Source organism: Azospirillum sp. CT11-132 (assembly GCF_047302835.1).
In the GTDB taxonomy this organism is placed as follows: domain Bacteria; phylum Pseudomonadota; class Alphaproteobacteria; order Azospirillales; family Azospirillaceae; genus Azospirillum.
Genome location: NZ_JBGLZA010000002.1, coordinates 106444 through 122029 on the forward strand (window position 1 = coordinate 106444; position 15586 = coordinate 122029).

The 15586-nt window shown below is 66.1% G+C and carries 15 protein-coding genes and 1 pseudogene; 10 read left to right on the forward strand and 6 right to left on the reverse strand.

Annotated features, from left to right (window positions below):
• Positions 1-51 precede the first annotated feature (51 nt).
• The 3 genes and pseudogenes from dxs to ACCD06_RS02445 form a co-directional block, all read right to left on the reverse strand.
• The gene (dxs, locus tag ACCD06_RS02435; protein WP_413338518.1) at positions 52-1986 is read right to left on the reverse strand and encodes a 1-deoxy-D-xylulose-5-phosphate synthase; all 1935 of its coding nucleotides are present in this window, start codon (positions 1984-1986) and stop codon (positions 52-54) included.
• 177 nt (positions 1987-2163) lie between these two features.
• Positions 2164-2571: pseudogene (locus ACCD06_RS02440) on the reverse strand (IS66 family transposase).
• A 397-nt stretch (positions 2572-2968) separates the two neighbouring features.
• Complete coding sequence (locus ACCD06_RS02445) at positions 2969-3424, reverse strand: DUF302 domain-containing protein (protein ID WP_413338520.1); 456 nt, start codon at positions 3422-3424, stop codon at positions 2969-2971.
• Between the two features lie 487 nt (positions 3425-3911).
• Here ACCD06_RS02445 and ACCD06_RS02450 point away from each other — a divergent pair, with 487 nt between their 5' ends.
• The 6 genes from ACCD06_RS02450 to ACCD06_RS02475 are packed head-to-tail and all read left to right on the forward strand — an operon-like array spanning position 3912 to position 7292.
• Positions 3912-4262 (forward strand): SH3-like domain-containing protein, encoded by a 351-nt coding sequence (locus ACCD06_RS02450; protein WP_413338522.1) that lies wholly within the window; start codon positions 3912-3914, stop codon positions 4260-4262.
• Positions 4263-4266: 4 nt separating this feature from the next.
• On the forward strand, positions 4267-4938 hold the full coding sequence (nthA, locus tag ACCD06_RS02455; protein ID WP_413338523.1) for a nitrile hydratase subunit alpha: 672 nt from the start codon (positions 4267-4269) through the stop codon (positions 4936-4938).
• Entirely contained in the window at positions 4935-5282 is a 348-nt protein-coding gene (locus tag ACCD06_RS02460) for an SH3-like domain-containing protein (protein WP_109156909.1), read from the forward strand. The genes nthA and ACCD06_RS02460 overlap by 4 nt, the downstream gene beginning before the upstream one ends.
• Entirely contained in the window at positions 5279-5437 is a 159-nt protein-coding gene (locus ACCD06_RS02465) for a hypothetical protein (protein ID WP_158282089.1), read from the forward strand. Before ACCD06_RS02460 ends, ACCD06_RS02465 begins: the two co-directional genes overlap by 4 nt.
• Positions 5434-6489, forward strand: coding sequence for a HoxN/HupN/NixA family nickel/cobalt transporter (locus tag ACCD06_RS02470; protein WP_413338525.1), 1056 nt, complete (start codon positions 5434-5436; stop codon positions 6487-6489). Before ACCD06_RS02465 ends, ACCD06_RS02470 begins: the two co-directional genes overlap by 4 nt.
• Before the next feature lie 59 nt (positions 6490-6548).
• A complete protein-coding gene (locus tag ACCD06_RS02475) occupies positions 6549-7292 on the forward strand; it encodes a cysteine hydrolase (protein WP_109156907.1) in 744 nt (247 codons plus the stop codon).
• 112 nt (positions 7293-7404) lie between these two features.
• On the opposite strand, the gene ACCD06_RS02480 is transcribed toward ACCD06_RS02475, so the two are convergent.
• Genes ACCD06_RS02480 through ACCD06_RS02490 form a run of 3 tightly spaced genes read right to left on the reverse strand, consistent with a single transcriptional unit; the run spans position 7405 to position 10012 of the window.
• Positions 7405-8190 (reverse strand): ABC transporter permease, encoded by a 786-nt coding sequence (locus tag ACCD06_RS02480; RefSeq protein ID WP_413338528.1) that lies wholly within the window; start codon positions 8188-8190, stop codon positions 7405-7407.
• A complete protein-coding gene (locus ACCD06_RS02485) occupies positions 8187-9008 on the reverse strand; it encodes an ABC transporter ATP-binding protein (RefSeq protein WP_413338530.1) in 822 nt (273 codons plus the stop codon). Before ACCD06_RS02485 ends, ACCD06_RS02480 begins: the two co-directional genes overlap by 4 nt.
• The gene (locus ACCD06_RS02490) at positions 9005-10012 is read right to left on the reverse strand and encodes an ABC transporter substrate-binding protein (RefSeq protein WP_413338532.1); all 1008 of its coding nucleotides are present in this window, start codon (positions 10010-10012) and stop codon (positions 9005-9007) included. The genes ACCD06_RS02485 and ACCD06_RS02490 overlap by 4 nt, the downstream gene beginning before the upstream one ends.
• Before the next feature lie 243 nt (positions 10013-10255).
• Here ACCD06_RS02490 and ACCD06_RS02495 point away from each other — a divergent pair, with 243 nt between their 5' ends.
• The 4 genes from ACCD06_RS02495 to ACCD06_RS02510 all read left to right on the forward strand — a co-directional run bounded on the left by ACCD06_RS02495 (position 10256) and on the right by ACCD06_RS02510 (position 15525).
• Positions 10256-10693, forward strand: a complete 438-nt coding sequence (locus ACCD06_RS02495; protein ID WP_413338534.1) for a hypothetical protein — start codon at positions 10256-10258, stop codon at positions 10691-10693.
• Positions 10694-10809: 116 nt separating this feature from the next.
• Entirely contained in the window at positions 10810-11709 is a 900-nt protein-coding gene (locus tag ACCD06_RS02500; RefSeq protein ID WP_413338536.1) for a hypothetical protein, read from the forward strand.
• A 260-nt stretch (positions 11710-11969) separates the two neighbouring features.
• Positions 11970-14774 (forward strand): winged helix-turn-helix domain-containing protein, encoded by a 2805-nt coding sequence (locus tag ACCD06_RS02505; protein ID WP_413338538.1) that lies wholly within the window; start codon positions 11970-11972, stop codon positions 14772-14774.
• Between the two features lie 115 nt (positions 14775-14889).
• Positions 14890-15525, forward strand: a complete 636-nt coding sequence (locus tag ACCD06_RS02510; RefSeq protein WP_413338540.1) for a helix-turn-helix transcriptional regulator — start codon at positions 14890-14892, stop codon at positions 15523-15525.
• The last annotated feature ends 61 nt before the right edge of the window (positions 15526-15586 follow it).

A 15586-nucleotide genomic window follows, 5' to 3' on the forward strand; every position in this document is an offset into this window, starting at 1 on the left:
GCCCCTCACAGCAATGACACCTTTCGGAACGGCCTGCCGGTCTGCCTCCGGTCAGCCCCCGACGACAAGGCAGGGAGCCGAGGCATCCGTCGTGATACCCAACGCGGCAACCGCCGTGGCAACGATGGATCCGGTCGTCAAGCCGGCTTCCGTGTACTGCATCGCCGGCGAGTCCTGCGGAAGGAAACGGTCCGGCAGCACCATCGGACGAACCTTCAGGCCCTTGTCGAGCAGCCCGGCCGTCGCCAGGAATTGCAGCACGAAGCTGCCGAACCCGCCGACCGATCCCTCCTCGATGGTGATCAGCACCTCGTGCTCCAGCGCGAGCCGGCGGACCAGATCCTCGTCCAGCGGCTTGGCGAAGCGGGCGTCGGCCAGGGTGGTCGACAGGCCGCGCGCCGCCAGCTCTGCCGCGGCACGCCGGGCCTCGCCCAGGCGGGTGCCGTAGCTGAGGATGGCGATCTTGGTGCCTTCCTGCAGGATGCGGCCCTTGCCGATCGGCAGCAGGCTTCCGCGCTCCGGCAGTTCCAGCCCCACGCCCTCGCCGCGCGGGTAGCGCAGGGCCGAGGCGCGGTCGTCGATGGCGGCCTGGGTCGCCACCATGTGCATCAGCTCCAGCTCGTCCGCCGCCGCCATCAGGACGATGTCGGGCAGGCAGCCGAGATAGGCGGTGTCGAAGGACCCGGCATGGGTCGCCCCGTCCGCGCCCACCAGCCCGGCGCGGTCCAGCGCGAAGCGCACCGGCAGATGCTGCAGCACCACGTCATGGATGACCTGATCGTAGGCGCGCTGCAGGAAGGTCGAATAGATGGCGCAGAAGGGCTTGAACCCCTCGGTCGCCATGCCGGCGGCGAAGGTCACCGCATGCTGTTCGGCGATGCCGACGTCGAAGCAGCGGTCGGGGAAGCGCTCCCCGAACAGGTCGAGCCCGGTACCCGACGGCATGGCGGCGGTGATGCCGACGATGGTCGGGTCGGCCGCCGCCTCGGCGATCAGGCTCTGGGCGAAGACGCGGGTGTAGGTCGGGGCGTTGGACTTCGGCTTGGACTGGGTGCCGGTCACCACGTCGAACTTGGCGACGGCGTGCAGCTTGTCGGCCGACTCCTCCGCCGGGCCATAGCCCTTGCCCTTCTTGGTGACGACGTGGATCAGCACCGGCTTGTCGTCATCGGCGTCGCGGACGTTCTGCAGCACCGGCAGCAGGTGGTCCAGGTTGTGACCGTCGATCGGGCCGATGTAGTAGAAGCCCAGCTCCTCGAACAGGGTGCCGCCGGTGACCATGCCGCGCGCATATTCCTCCGCCCGGCGGGCGGCGTTGCGCAGCGGACGCGGCAGCTGGTCGGCGATCTCCTTCGCCAGATGGCGCAGCGACAGGTACGGCTTGGACGAGATCAGCCGCGACAGGTACGCGCTCATCGCGCCGACCGGCGGGGCGATGGACATGTCGTTGTCGTTGAGGATGACGATCAGCCGCGACTTGGTGGAGGCCGCGTTGTTCATCGCCTCGTAGGCCATGCCGGCGCTCATGGCGCCGTCGCCGATCACGGCGATGACGTTGCGCCGCTCCCCCTTCATCTTGCTGGCGACTGCCATGCCGAGACCGGCGGAGATGGAGGTGGAGCTGTGGCCGGCTCCGAAGGGATCGTATTCGCTCTCCGACCGCTTGGTGAAGCCGCTGAGGCCGCCGCCCATGCGCAGCGTGCGGATGCGGTCGCGCCGCCCGGTCAGGATCTTGTGCGGATAGCACTGGTGCCCGACGTCCCAGATCAGCCGGTCATAGGGCGTGTCGAAGACGTAATGCAGCGCCACCGTCAGCTCGACCACCCCCAGCCCGGCGCCGAGATGGCCGCCGGTCACCGAGACGGCGTCCACCGTCTCGGTGCGCAACTCGTCTGCGAACTGGCGGAGCTGTTCGGGCTTGAGGGCCCGTAGATCACGGAGGCTGCGAACTCGATCCAGAATTGGGGTCTTTGAAATTTTTGCCATTCTCATTGGCTCACAGTGGCGTCTTTTAGGATCTGCTGATCCCAATAGAATGCAATCTGCGTACAAGAGCGGTGCGTAATGGTCGATCCTGTTACGGTAACGAAAGGGTTTCCGCTGGTGGTGCGTACATCATTGGCTGACCTATGAAACTGAACGGGACCTATTGTTTCGAATAGCTCAGGTGATTGTGGCGTAATCATTGGCCTGCAGTGCGCCCTTCCAGCTGGCAAGTTGGCGCTGCAAATGCTCGCCGTTGCGGTCGGGCGTGTAGCGGTAGAACACGGCCAGAGGTGCGGTGTGGGGACAGGTTCAGTCGTCGTGCACATAGACCTACAACCGTCCGGCGCTGGTCTTGCTGGCGCCTGAGGGGAGGACCGATACCGGGGTGTCGTCGACGTGCAGCTTGCCCGCCACCAGTACACGGGCGATGATGCGCTCGGCCAGCGGCTTCAGCAACGTTGCAGTGCGGCCGAGCCACCCGGCCAAACGTCCAGCGCGGCAGGTCCACCCCTTCGCGCGTGAAGCATCGATGTCGATGATCCGTTGACGGGTGCAGCCAGGCAGTTCGGCATCAAAAGGTCGAATTCAGCAGGTGACCGGCTCAAGGCGGCAGAATAATTGTGAATTTTATCAGGGTATTTACTGGCGTTATGACGGGTGTACGTCAGCGTTGGAATTGTGGGGCAATTCGGCTTGACGCGGTTCTGGTTGCGTATTGAGAAAACCCACGTACACCGCAGGACCTTAAGGCCTCCCGTCCTCCATGCTCGCTTCATAATCGGCAAAGTCGAGCTTATGGCGTATTCGGTAAAGGCCACATCCTGCCCCCGCAACCAGAATTCACACAACGCCCCGTTCCGCAAGGAGCGGGGCGTTCGTGCATTTGAAAATTGAGTTCGTCTGGTTCGGCCTTGATCGATACTGTTCGGCGGGATCGCGCCGCGAGGGCATCCCGAGACACGCGCCGCAGGGCTTCGGCTGCTCAGGCCGACGGATCTGCACCCGTTGCCTGCGTCGCGGCGGAGACAAGAGATGCTCTCATTTGCTCCAGAACTTCGCCAAACCCGTCCTCTCTGACAGCAATGGCATGCCGGTCGACCATCCATGCCGGATCGTTGCAAGCGAGCCAAGTGCGGCCAGCGTCGGAGCGCCAAACCAATGCTTTCATTGGAAGATCGATGGCGAGCGTCGGGACCGCTTCCATCAGGGGCGTACCCGCAGCCGGGTTGCCGAAGATCAGCACCAGGGTTGGGCGCAGGTGGAGGCCCATTCGGGACGCGGCGGCGGCATGATCGATGCGGGCGACCACGGTCATACCGAGACCAGCGACCGCCGATGCCATGCGTTCCGCCGTCTCGCTGGGGCTGTGGGGGCTTGGGAAAACCATCAATCCTTCGGCCACCGCATCGACGATGGCGGCATTGTGCGATGCGCTCATTTCGGTTGCTCCTGGGTCGCTCATTTCAACAGGACCGGACCGGCGTCGAACCTGACGCGCAGTGGCTGGTGGGAAGGATGTCGCTCGGCCTTGTTCCAATGTGGATGGGTGTGTGTGCCGGGATGCCTCCCGACTGGGTTGCCCGACTATCCCCATCAAGTGCTTGTCGATCTTGTGAAAATCCCCCGTCGATTTGAACGAAAGCTGGATGCCGCGACCTGATCCGTATCGAAACTGTGCAGTGTTCAAATCAGCGACGCCCTGTCCAAGACGATCCTGACCTGGATTGGCAGCATCGCCGCCACGGTTCCTGAAGAGGGACCATGACGCTCGGTTCGCCTTCGGGAACGGAGCCGGCGGAGTTTCCCCGCGCCGCCGGCTGATCGCGCCGGACAGGGCTCCCTCCCCCGGAGCCCTGTCCGGCCCGCGATCCCTTGCAAACTCTCAAGTCGGCCAGCCCGTGGCCCTGTCGCAAAAGGAAGCTCGCGTGAAACGACAAGCTGAACCGGCCGGAACGGCGCCGCTGCCCGGCATCGTGACGGCGCTTGGCGAGGAGCCGGCTTTCCGGCCCGGCGACGCCGTCCGCATCCTCACCCGAAGCCCCATCGGCCATTACCGGGTGCCCGCCTACCTGCGCGGCAAGACCGGCACGATCGAAGCCGTCATCGAACCCGCCGCCATCGACAACGAGCAGGAAGCCTACGGCCGCAATGCCGGCGCCAGGCGACATTATTACCGGGTCGCGATCCCGCTGATCGACGTTTGGCCCGACTATGCCGGTCCGGAAAAGGACGGCCTGCGCATCGAGATTTACGAGACTTGGCTGGAAAGGGCCTGACCCGATGACCGACCCAGATCACGGCCACCAACACGGCCATCAGCATGAGCATGCCCATCCGCATGCCCCCGTCGGACAGGAAGGCCCGCCCGGCTACTACGAGATCATGGAAACCGCGGTGCGCGAACTGCTGGTCGAACGCGGGATGATCGGTCCCGACGAGATCCGCCGGCAGATCGAGGTTCTGGATTCCCGCAACCCGGCGCTGGGGGCCAAGGTCGTCGCCCGCGCCTGGGTGGATGCGGAATTCCGCCGCCGCCTTCTTACCGATGGGCGGGCGGCGTGCGAGGAGCTGGGCATCAGCTTCTATGACGACACCCGGCTGATCGTGCTGGAGAACACCGCCACGGTGCACAACCTGATCGTCTGCACCCTGTGTTCCTGCTACCCGCGCCCGGTGCTGGGGCTGCCGCCGGATTGGTACAAGCTGAAGGCCTACCGTGCCCGTGCGGTGGTGGAGCCGCGGGCGGTGCTGGCCGAATTCGGGACCGTCATTCCTGAAGACGTCGAAATCCGCGTCAGCGATTCCACCGCCATGGTCCGCTACCTCGTCCTGCCGCGCCGGCCGGACGGGACGGACGGCATGGATGAAGAAAGTCTGGCGGCGCTGGTGACCAGGGACGCCATGATCGGCGTGGTCCCGGTGGCCGCTCCCACGGGGAGGACGGTGCAATGAGCGGTGGCGAACAGCTGGTCAGGCGTCTGCCCAACGACATCGGCGGCCTGTCCGCCGGACCGATCGAGCAGGTCGAGCATGAGTTGGAGCCGTGGGAGAAGCGCTGCCACGCGCTGGCCGACGTGCTCGACTTCCGCAAGATCATCAACACCGAAGAGAAGCGCCGCGGCGTCGAGGCGCTGGGGTCGGAGATGGTCGGCGCGCTCGGCTATTACGAGCGCTGGATCGTCGCCTTCTCCAACATCCTTTTTCAAAAAGGGCTGCTGACGCCGGAGGATCTGGCCCGCAAGATGGACGAGGTCGCGGCGCGTCACCCCATTCCTCAGCCCATCCTGCAGCCATGAGCGCGGTCCAGTCGGCCGATCTCGCGACCTGCTTCGTCGAGCGCGATCCGCAGGTTGCGCTGGCCGCCTTCCTGGTGACTTCCATCGTATATCCGAAAAGGTCGCTTTCGCTTGGCGGCGCGGTCCCCAACACCGTCAAAGGAGAAGCGTCATGATCCTGCTTCCCGCACCGCCCGCCGTCTTCAGGCAACCCGGTCTGAAAGCCCGGCTCGTCCTGGTGTCCGCGGCCGTTCTGCTGCTGAATGGCGGCGGCTGGCTTGGCGCCTGCCTGTCCTTCGGCGGCGATCCGGCGTTGTTCGCTATGGCGCTGCTGGTCTATGGGCTTGGCATGCGCCATGGGCTGGATGCCGACCACATCGCCGCCATCGACAATGTCACGCGCAAGCTGATGCAGGAGGGAGAGCGCCCGGTCGCAGTCGGCTTCTTCTTCGCGCTCGGTCATTCGGCGCTGGTGGTCCTGGTGGCCGCGGCGGTCGGCGCCACCGCCGGCTCGTTGGAGCTGTTCCGCGGCGTGCAGGAGGTCGGCGGCTTTCTGGGCACCGGCATCTCGGCGCTGTTCCTGCTGACCGTGGCGCTGCTCAACATCCTGGTGTTCCGTTCGGTCTATCGTGCCTATCGAACATTGCGTGCCGGCGGTTCTCCGGATCAGGCGGAACCGGACCGCATGATGGGCGGGCAAGGGCTGCCGGCAAGGCTTCTCCGTCCGCTGTTCGGGCTGATCGGCCAGAGCTGGCACATGGCTCCGCTCGGCGTGCTGTTCGGCCTGGGCTTCGACACGGCGACGGAGATCGCGGTGTTCGGGCTGTCCGCCGCGCAGGCGGTCAACGGGCTGCCCTTCGCGACGATCCTGGTCTTTCCCCTGCTGTTCGCCGCCGGCATGCTGCTGGTCGATACCGCCGACGGGCTGCTGATGCTGGGGGCCTATCGCTGGGCGACCGCCCGTCCCACCCGCAGGCTGCGCTACAACATGGGCGTCACGCTGCTGTCCGCCCTTCTCGCCGGCTTCATCGGCGGAACCGAGATGCTGGGCCTGATCGGCGAGCATTTTGGCTTCGACGGCGGGCTTTGGAGCCTCCTGGGCCTGCTGAAGGACGCGTCCGACCGGCTGGGTTTCCTCATCGTCGTCCTGTTCGCCGTCGCCTGGGCGGTCGCCTTTGGCCTGCACAGGTCGCGTGCGGCGTCGGCGGTCCTGAAAGGCGACGCCTGAGCACGCCCGTCCGTCATCCTCTCCTCAAGATTTCATCCCCTGCAAAGAAGGAGTTCACCATGGCCACCCGGATTCCGGCCGCCTACGCCGACCCCGCGTCCCCTGCGCTGCCGAAGGGCGGGATGGTCCTCGACCTCGCCCGGACCGCTCTCGTCATCACCGACCCGCAGATCGATTTCCTCAGCCCGCAGGGCGCGGCCTGGGGGGCCTTCGGCGAGAGCATCACCGAGCACGGAACCGTGGGCAACATCGGCCGGCTGCTGGTCGCCGCCAAGGCAGCCGGTATCCCGGTGGTGATTTCGCCGCACTACTATTATCCGCACGACCATGACTGGGACCATGCCGCGCCCGGCGAGGTGTTGATGCACAGGCTGCGCATGTTCGATCGCCGCGACCCGCTGTCGCTCGAGGGCTTCGCCGGGTCGGGCGCCGACTGGATGCCCGAATACCACGACCTGATCCAGGACGGGCGGACCATCGTCTGTTCGCCCCACAAGATCGCCGGCCCGCAGACCAACGACGTGCTGTTCCAATTGCGCAAGAAGCGGGTGGATCAGGTCATCCTGGCGGGCATGGCCGCCAATTTCTGCGTGGAATCGCATCTGCGCGATTTCGTCGAGCATGGCTTCGAGGTCGCCGTCGTGCGCGACGCCACCGCCGCCAGCAAGCTGCCCGAAGGCGACGGCTATCTCGCGGCCCTGATCAACTTCCGCTGGCTGGCCAATGCCCTGTGGAGCACCGACGAGACCGTCGAGCGGCTGGGCGTGTCCGGCGCCGTCAATGCCGGCGGCCGGCGGGGCTAAGGTTCAATCGGTCCTGCCGCTATGGCTTCGCCGAGCGGATGGACCACCTTGCGGCTGCTGGTGGCGCCATCGCAGCGGTCGGAGGCGCTACGGGCTCAGGTCGCAACCCCATTCAAGGGCGGGATGGGGTGAGGCGCGGCACCAGCAGCCGGCGGAGCCCCGCCACTCCGGCATAGAGCACGAGCCCCAGCAAACAGAGCTGCAGGACGATGGCGAACATCTGTTCCGTCTCAAAGGAATTGATCCGGCTGACCAGCAGGTATCCCAGCCCGGAGCTTCCCGATATGAACTCCGCCACGACGGTGCCGACGAGGGCCAGGACGATGCCCACCTCCAGGCCGGTGACGATGAAGGGGAGGGCATAGGGAAGCTCCAGGCGACGGAGCAGCTGGAAGCGGCTGGCGTCGAAGGAGGTCATCACGTCGCGCAACCCTTCCGGCACCGACCGGATGCCGAGCAGCGTGTTCATCATGATCGGGTAGAAGGGCAGGATGGCGGAGGTGAGGATCTTCGGGCCCAGGCCGAATCCCATCCACACCACGAACAGCGGAATCAGCGCCACCTTCGGAAGAACCTGGAAGGCAACGATGAAGGGCTTCGCCAAGCGCTCCAGCGTCGGCGACAGCGAGAGCAGGATGCCCGCGGCCACACCCAGGACGGTCGCCAGGAGGAATCCGGCCACGGAGCCGGCGAAGGTCATGGCCGTGTGGCTCCAGGCCCGCCCGCTGAGCATCAGCGCCACCCACTCCTCCAGCACCGGCCGGGGGGCGGGCAGGATGAAGGGGGAGACGCCCCGGGCGGTGACGAATCCGTGCCAAGCCAGCAGCCCAGCCGCCAGCAGGCATGGCGTGACCAGCCACGGCAGCCAGACCGCATCGCGCAACCGCACCTTCTTCATGGTTGCCCCATCAGTCCGGCCAATCGTTCGTGCAGATCGCGCACCATCCGCTGGAACTCCGGCGAATAGGTGAGATCGCGGGTGCGCGGCCTTGGAAAAGGCACGCCGATCACACTGTCGACGCGCCCCGGTCCCGGCGAGAACAGGACGATCCGGTCGGCCAGAAAAGCCGCCTCCGCCATTGAATGCGTCACCAGGACGATGGTCTTGCGGGTCGCGAGCCAGAGCGACTGAAGCTCCATGTTCAAGGCCTCGCGGGAGATCGCGTCGAGTGCCGCGAAGGGCTCGTCCATCAGCAGCACATCGGGATCGTAGGACAGTGCCCGCGCAATGGCCACCCGCTGGCGCATGCCGCCGGAAATCTCGTGAGGCATCCGTGCGCCGATGTCGGCGGCACCGACCAGCGCCAGCATCGCCCGCGCGGCGGACAGCCGCTCCGTGCGCGGCAGCCGCCCACGCAAATCCAGCGGCAGCAGCACATTCTCCTCCACCGTCAGCCAGGGGAGCAGGGACGATTCCTGGAAAACAAGCCCCAGTCGGGACCGGAGTTCCTTCCGGCAGCGACCCTTGTGCCACAGGGGGCTTCCGGCAATGGCGATGGTCCCGAAGCTCGGTTCCAGCAGTCCGCTGATCATGCGCAGCAGGGTGGTCTTGCCGCAGCCCGACGGCCCGAGAAACACGACGAACTCGCCGTCGGCGATCGACAGGCTGCTGGGCAGGAGCGCCGGCGCCGTTCCGGCGCCGACATCGAAGGTCTTGCCGATCCCTGTCAAGGCGATCAGGGCCGGCCGCCCGCTGCTGCTGCCGATCCCGGTCACAGCGCGTCGATGAACCGGTTTGTGTAAAGTTCCTCCTGCTTCAGGTTGGGCGGCGCGAACCCGCAGGAAACCATGAGGTCGTAGGCGCTTTGCCAGCGCTCCGGCACGTTGCGCAGAAGGTTTTGCCGGCCGTCCGCCAGCAGGAAGGCGATGTTCTCCTTGTAAATGGCGGCGGCAAGCTCCTGATTCCGGGCTTCGGCCATGTCGTAGCGCTCCATGGCCTTCAGTGCATCGGCGATGGCGACCTTGCCGTCGACCAGGTCGAGCAGCGCGGTGCGGACGGCCCGAAGATAGCGCTGGATCAACGGCTGATGCCGCTCGATCACGTCGCGTTTGCCGGAGTAGCAGAAGCCCGGCGTCGGGGCGACCGTGTCCGTGTTCCATAGGTGAACGGGCTGGCCGCTCTTCCGCAATGCGACCGCGATGCTGGCAGTCACGAGATAGGCGTCGATCCGGCCTTGGCGGATCAGATCGACCCCAGCCGGCGAGTTGCCCACGACCACCCGCTGGACGCCGGCGCGATCCACGCCGCGGGCAGCCAGCATGATGTCGAGCAGCGTTTCCGTGGTGCCGCCGACCGATTGGATGCCGACGGTCCGGTTCGCCATGTCCTGCGGCCCGGTCACCGGCTTGTCCTGCAAGCTCACCACGAACCAGGGAGACGTCTGCTGTACCGTGCCGATGGCGACGAGATCACGGCCCGCCGGCTGCCCGCTTGCCCGGATGTGATCGACGGCCCCGATGCGGGCGATCGTTGCGTTTCCGCCCATGACCTGCTGCAACGCCATGGAGGAGCCGCGACCTTCCTCGATGCTGACCCGCAGCCCTTCCCGCTCGAAATATCCGGCGGCCTGCGTGAACAGGACATCGATGAAGGCCAGGATGAACTGATTGGGCAGCACGATGGACAGGGCATCCTGGGCCTGTGCCCCCAGTGGCCTTACCGTGGCCAGGAACATGCCCGCCGCAGAGGCCGCCAGCACAGTCCGTCGCTTCACCGTCATGGTCGATTCCATCATTCAAATCAAAGGCAACGGGCCTGCCACATATCCGTCGGGAGCCCGATGGAATTTGCATACAACGGAATATTGCGGAGCTTCGGCCTGATTGCCAAGCTCCTTCGGAAGCATGGGAACCATGGCGCTGATGCGCGCAAAAGGGGCAGTGGGCTTTACAACGCTTTACTCGCTTACAGACCACCGCCCGGCCACACTCTCCTCAGAACAACTCATACAGGAGCAAGGGCCATGGCTCACCTTTCCGCCCATGACGATGGTGCGTCGTCGATGTCGTCGCACCAGCGGTGGCCCGAAGCCGAAGCCTTCGCGATGCAACCGCACGCATTCGGCGAGTTGGAGATCAACACCTACGTCTCCTACGTCAGGACTCTCGTCAACGCCGTCACTTCCATCCGGTTGGCTTCGGACGCCCGGCGGCGCTGGACTGAACGCAATGGTGCCGCCTGCCCAGACGCGGAGAAGATGTCCCAGCTGATCGAGGCCGAGATGGACCGCGCCGACGACATGGCGCACCGCATCGTCGAACTGGTGGCGTCCGTGCGCGCGGCGTCCGCCCCGCCGTCGCCTTCCAAGCGTGCCAATGCGGCTCCGATCTCCGCCCTCCGCTCGGCCCCGGGGCTGAGGACGGTGCAAAGTGACAGGCAGGTCCGGGTCCGGCATGGCTGAGATTGGCAGGGCTGAGCTTGGCAAGGTGGAGTTCAATTGGCCTGTGTTCGGCGTGATTGAAGCTCCGGCGTCCGGCCGCGCTGCGATGCGGATTTGATCCGGTGGAAGGTACCGGAATGGAAAAGCTTTTTCTCCCAGTCAACATCGGTGCGCTCGATCTCGCCCATCGCGTCGTCATATCGGCGGCGACCGATCGCAGGCGGATCGGAGAGAGCCACTCGGCGGCCTATTGCGGCGCCTGCGTCCGGCATGTCTCGCCCGGTGGGCTGGTCATAACGCCTCCTGTCGCGGTTTCCGCAACGGCGGCGTCGGCCTCCGTGCCGGATGGGTTCGACACGCCTGGGACGGCTGCGACCTGGGCTGCGGCGATCAACCTGGCCCATGCCAGGAAAGCCAAGGTGGTGGCGCGGCTGTGCCACCCGGGATATGCCCCTTTTCGGGCCGCCACCCTGCCCGGCACCGGCATCGACGAGGTCATCGCGGGTTTCCGCCGCGCGGCGGAGCGGGCCAGGCACCTTGGGTTCGATGGCGTGGAACTCGACGCGGCCGACGGCTCGCTTCCCGACCAGTTTCTTCAGGACGGGGTGAACCGGCGGACGGACCGGTATGGCGGCTCCATCCAGAACCGGTTGAACTTCCTCTGCGAGCTTGTCGATGCGGTAACCGGCGTCTGGACGGCGGAGCGGGTCGGTGTCCGCCTGTCGCCGTTCGGCCAATTCCGTGGCATGTCGGATTCGGATCCCGTCACGCTGTTCACCATGCTTCTGACGACGTTGGCCGGGCAGGAGCTTCCCTTCGTACACCTTGTCCGCACCGCTGCGGATGGGGCTCCGCTCGGCCATCTGCCCTATGAGGATCGCAGCGCCGCCGCCCGGATTCGTGCGGCCTTTCCCTCCGCGATCATCGTCTCCGGTGACTTCACCCGGCGGCGCGCGATGGAACTGGTGAGAAGCCGCTGGGCCGACGCCATCGGGGTCGAAGCCGGCATGGTGGAGGATGGCGCCGATGGTCGTTGATGGCCGGTGCGCACGCGTCCTGCTGCGCCGTCCCATGCCAAGTTATGATGCGTTGACCTATGGTATAGCATACGTATGATGATGAGGTCTTATAGATGCTTAGCGCTGGGAAATGACGCTTTCTTTTGCCTTCGATGACCTGATGAAGACGGAGCCGCGCCGGAGGTTGTGTCACCGCTTTGCTGTTGGCGGGGCGGTGGGCGCGACCTTTGGCTGACACGTCTGTTTCCCGCCGTTCCGTCGTTTCCCGGTCGCCGTCCGTGACAGGTCCCGCCATGGAGCAGAACGAGGTCGGCTTCGGACCCTTCCGCTTTTCCCCGATGCGCGGGCTGCTCAAGGACGGTGTCGCCGTCAAGGTGGGGAGCCGGCCCCTGGCCATCCTCGCCCTGCTCCTGGAACAGGCCGGAGCGGTCGTCAGCAACCGCGACATCATGGCCCGCGTCTGGCCGGGCTTGTTCGTCGAGGAGGCCAACATCCGCGTTCACATCGGCTCCTTGCGGAAGCTGCTGGGCAAGAACGACTTTGGCACGGACTACATCGAGAACATCCCGGCACAGGGCTACCGGTTCGTCGGGACCATCCGGACGCCCTTCCCGCAGGAGGCCGCGGAGGGGGCCGTCTTGCAGCCGTCAGCACCGCCTGCCGACCTTTCGACCCTCTTGCCCCGCAACATCGACCGGCTGATCGGGCGCGACGAGACGATTGACGACATCGTGCGAAAGTTGGCGGAGAAGAGCTTCGTTACCATCACCGGCGTCGGTGGAATCGGGAAGACGAGCGTTGCCATCGAAGTGGCGCAGGGTTCGGCGAGCAGCCACCGGGACGGCATCCATTTCGTGGATCTGAGCACCCTGTCGGACCCGACGCTGGTGTGCGCCACCATCGCCCAGGTGATGAAGCTGCCCGGTGGCGGCAAGGGTGCCCTGGAGGGGTTCCTCGCGACGGTCAAGGGGTTGGATGCCCTGCTGATCCTCGACAATTGCGAGCATCTGATCGAAGAGGTCGCCATCGTCGTCGAGGGCATCCTGGCCACGGCTCTGGACATCGACATCCTGGTGACCAGCCGCGAGATCCTGCGCGCTCAGGGCGAGTGGGTTTACCGCCTGCCGCCCTTGTCCGTTCCGCCGGGGCAGGAAAGCGCGTTGACCGCCGAGCGGGCGCTGACCTACCCGGCGGTGGAGCTGTTCGTCGAACGGGTGTCGTCCGGCGATAGCATGTTCCGCCTGTCGGACGCGGACGCGCCGGTCGCCGCGGAGCTGTGCCGCCACCTGGACGGTGTTCCGCTCGCGCTGGAATTGGCGGCGGCCCGGGTGCCCCTGCTGGGCATCCATGGTCTGGCGGCGAGCCTGGACCGGGCCTTCGACGTTCTGCGCGGCGGCCGTCGCACAGCACTGCCCCGTCACCAGACCCTTCGGGCGACGCTGGAGTGGAGCCACCGCCTGCTGGACGAGCGCGAACGCATCGTCCTGCGCCGGCTTTCGGTCATTCGCGGGGCATTCCCCGGCGACCTCGCCATCGGCGTGGCGGCCTTCGGCGCGATTTCGGAGGAGGACGTCGTCGAGGGTATATCGGAGCTGTCGAAGAAGTCGCTCCTGTCCGTCGAGCACCGGCAGCAGAGCGTACAATTCCGCTTGCTCGAAACCACGCGCCAATATGCGGCGGAACGGTTTCAGGAAAGCGGAGAGGCTGACGTGGTCTGCCGCAATCTGGCGCGGCATCTCTGCCGGATGCTGGCCGGGTCGCAGTCGACGAACACGGTGGCCTGGAACGTCGTGTACGGGACCCGGGTGGACGATGTTCGCAGCTCGCTGGAATGGTCCCTGTCGTCTTCCGGCGATTTGGCGACCGCCGTCGACCTGACCGTCGCGTCGGCGCCGATGTGGTTCCAGCTGTCGCTGACCGATGAATTCCGTCGGCGCGCCGAGACGGTGCTGCAGTCTGTCCGGCGACAACCGGAACCGGACTTGCGGTCCGAGATGTCGATCACGGCGCATCTGGGGCCGGCGCTCTGGAACTCGCTCGGCCCGGCGCCGGAGGTCAAGGCCGTGCTCCTGCGTGGACTTCAGCTTTCGCAGCAGTTCGGCAATGTCGGATACCAGCGCCGCGCCCTTTGGGGGCTGTGGCTCTACTATCTGGCCCTTGAGAAGGACCATGAAGCGCTGGAGGCGGCGGAGCGCTTCGGCCAACTCCTGGGTACGCCCGCCGATCCCGGCGCGGAGTCCATGCATCAGCGCATGATGGCGCTCGGCCTCCTCACCGTGGGCGAGTTCGACCGTGCACGCGACTTCGCCGAGCGGTGCCTGAGTGCGCCGGCCCCGACCACCGGATCGAGCCTGCGAGGCTACCAGTTCGAACAGCGGATCGTCTCCCACACCCATATGGCGCGCATCTCCTGGATCCAGGGCCATCCGGACCGGGCGCGGGAGGCCATGCACGAGGCGGTGGAGCAAGCGCTGGCCTCCGGCCATACGCTATCCCTGTGCTTCGCCTTGTCGCTGGGCGCCTGCCCGGTGGCCTTCTGGTGCGGCGACTACGATCTTACGGCGCGCTATGCCAACCTGCTGGTCGAAAAGACCGACGAAGGCTCCTTGTTCGTCTGGCGCACCTATGGGCTGTGTTATCAGCTGGCGCTGGAGGCGCGGCAGGGGGCCGATGACCAGCTCGCGGCACTCCGCCGGTCTTCGCGGTTCGCCGAGGTGTACCGGAACAAACGCATTCGGATGCTCGCGACCGTCGCGCCGCGTCTGATCCCGCCGGCGATCCTGGATGAAGCGAGCGACGGCGCGACCAATTGGGCGACGGCCGAACTGCTCCGCCTGAAATCGGAAAACGCCGGCGGAGCGGAGACGGCGGAGAGCCTGCTGCGGCAATCGATGGAGATCGCCGGCGCACAAGGGGCCCGGTCCTGGAGTCTGCGGACGGCGATGAGCATGGCCAGGCGATCCATGGGGACAGAACGTCAACAGGATGCCGCGTCGACCCTTTCGTCCATCTACGGCACCTTCGGCGAGGGGCACGATACCCCCGACCTCCGGGACGCCGCGGCACTTCTGGACCGGGTGTAGACGCTCTTCCGTTCCGGGGAGCCATCCGGCCGGTCATCGATACCTGAGTATGGGTTTCCGCACACCCGGGCCTCCGGCACTGTCGTCGTCAAGATGACCTGAGCAGGAGATCGACATGGATATGGCTGCTTCCGAGACCTTGCGCCGTGTTCCGGCGTTGGCGGCTCCGGCGTCAGTCGGCCGGGCGCGGGATGACGGCGACAGGCTGACGGCTGCGGCCGATTGGCTGTTGCGGGTGGCGAACGACATGCTGGCGCCGGATCGGCAATCGGTGGAGCATTGCCTGTCGCTGGCCCTCGCCCGGCTGCAACGCACCGGCGATGAGCATCGTCATGACCGTGACGTGCCGGACGATGCCGGCCATAAGACCAGACTGGCGAAAACCGAACTGGCGAAGGCCGGGCTTGCGGCTTGGCAGGTGCGGCGGGTTACCACCTACATCGACGACCATCTCGCCAGTTCCATCCGCAACCGGGATCTGGCGGCGGCGGCGAAGCTCAGTTGCGGATATTTCTGTCAGGCCTTCAAGGACAGCTTCGGCTGCCCGCCGCATGCCTACATCGTGCGCCGGCGGGTGGAACGGGCAAAGGACCTGTTGGAAACCACGACCACGCCGTTGTCGCAGATCGCGCTCGACTGCGGCTTCTCGGACCAGTCGCATTTCTCGCGCATCTTCCGCCGCGTTGCCGGTGAAGCCCCCCGGCTGTGGCGCCACAAGCATTGGATCGACGGGGTCGCTGAAGAACAGTGACGGAGTTTTTCGGCGCGGGAAGCCTTGCGGATGGAGGGCGGCGGGCGGCCCGACGGCCCGT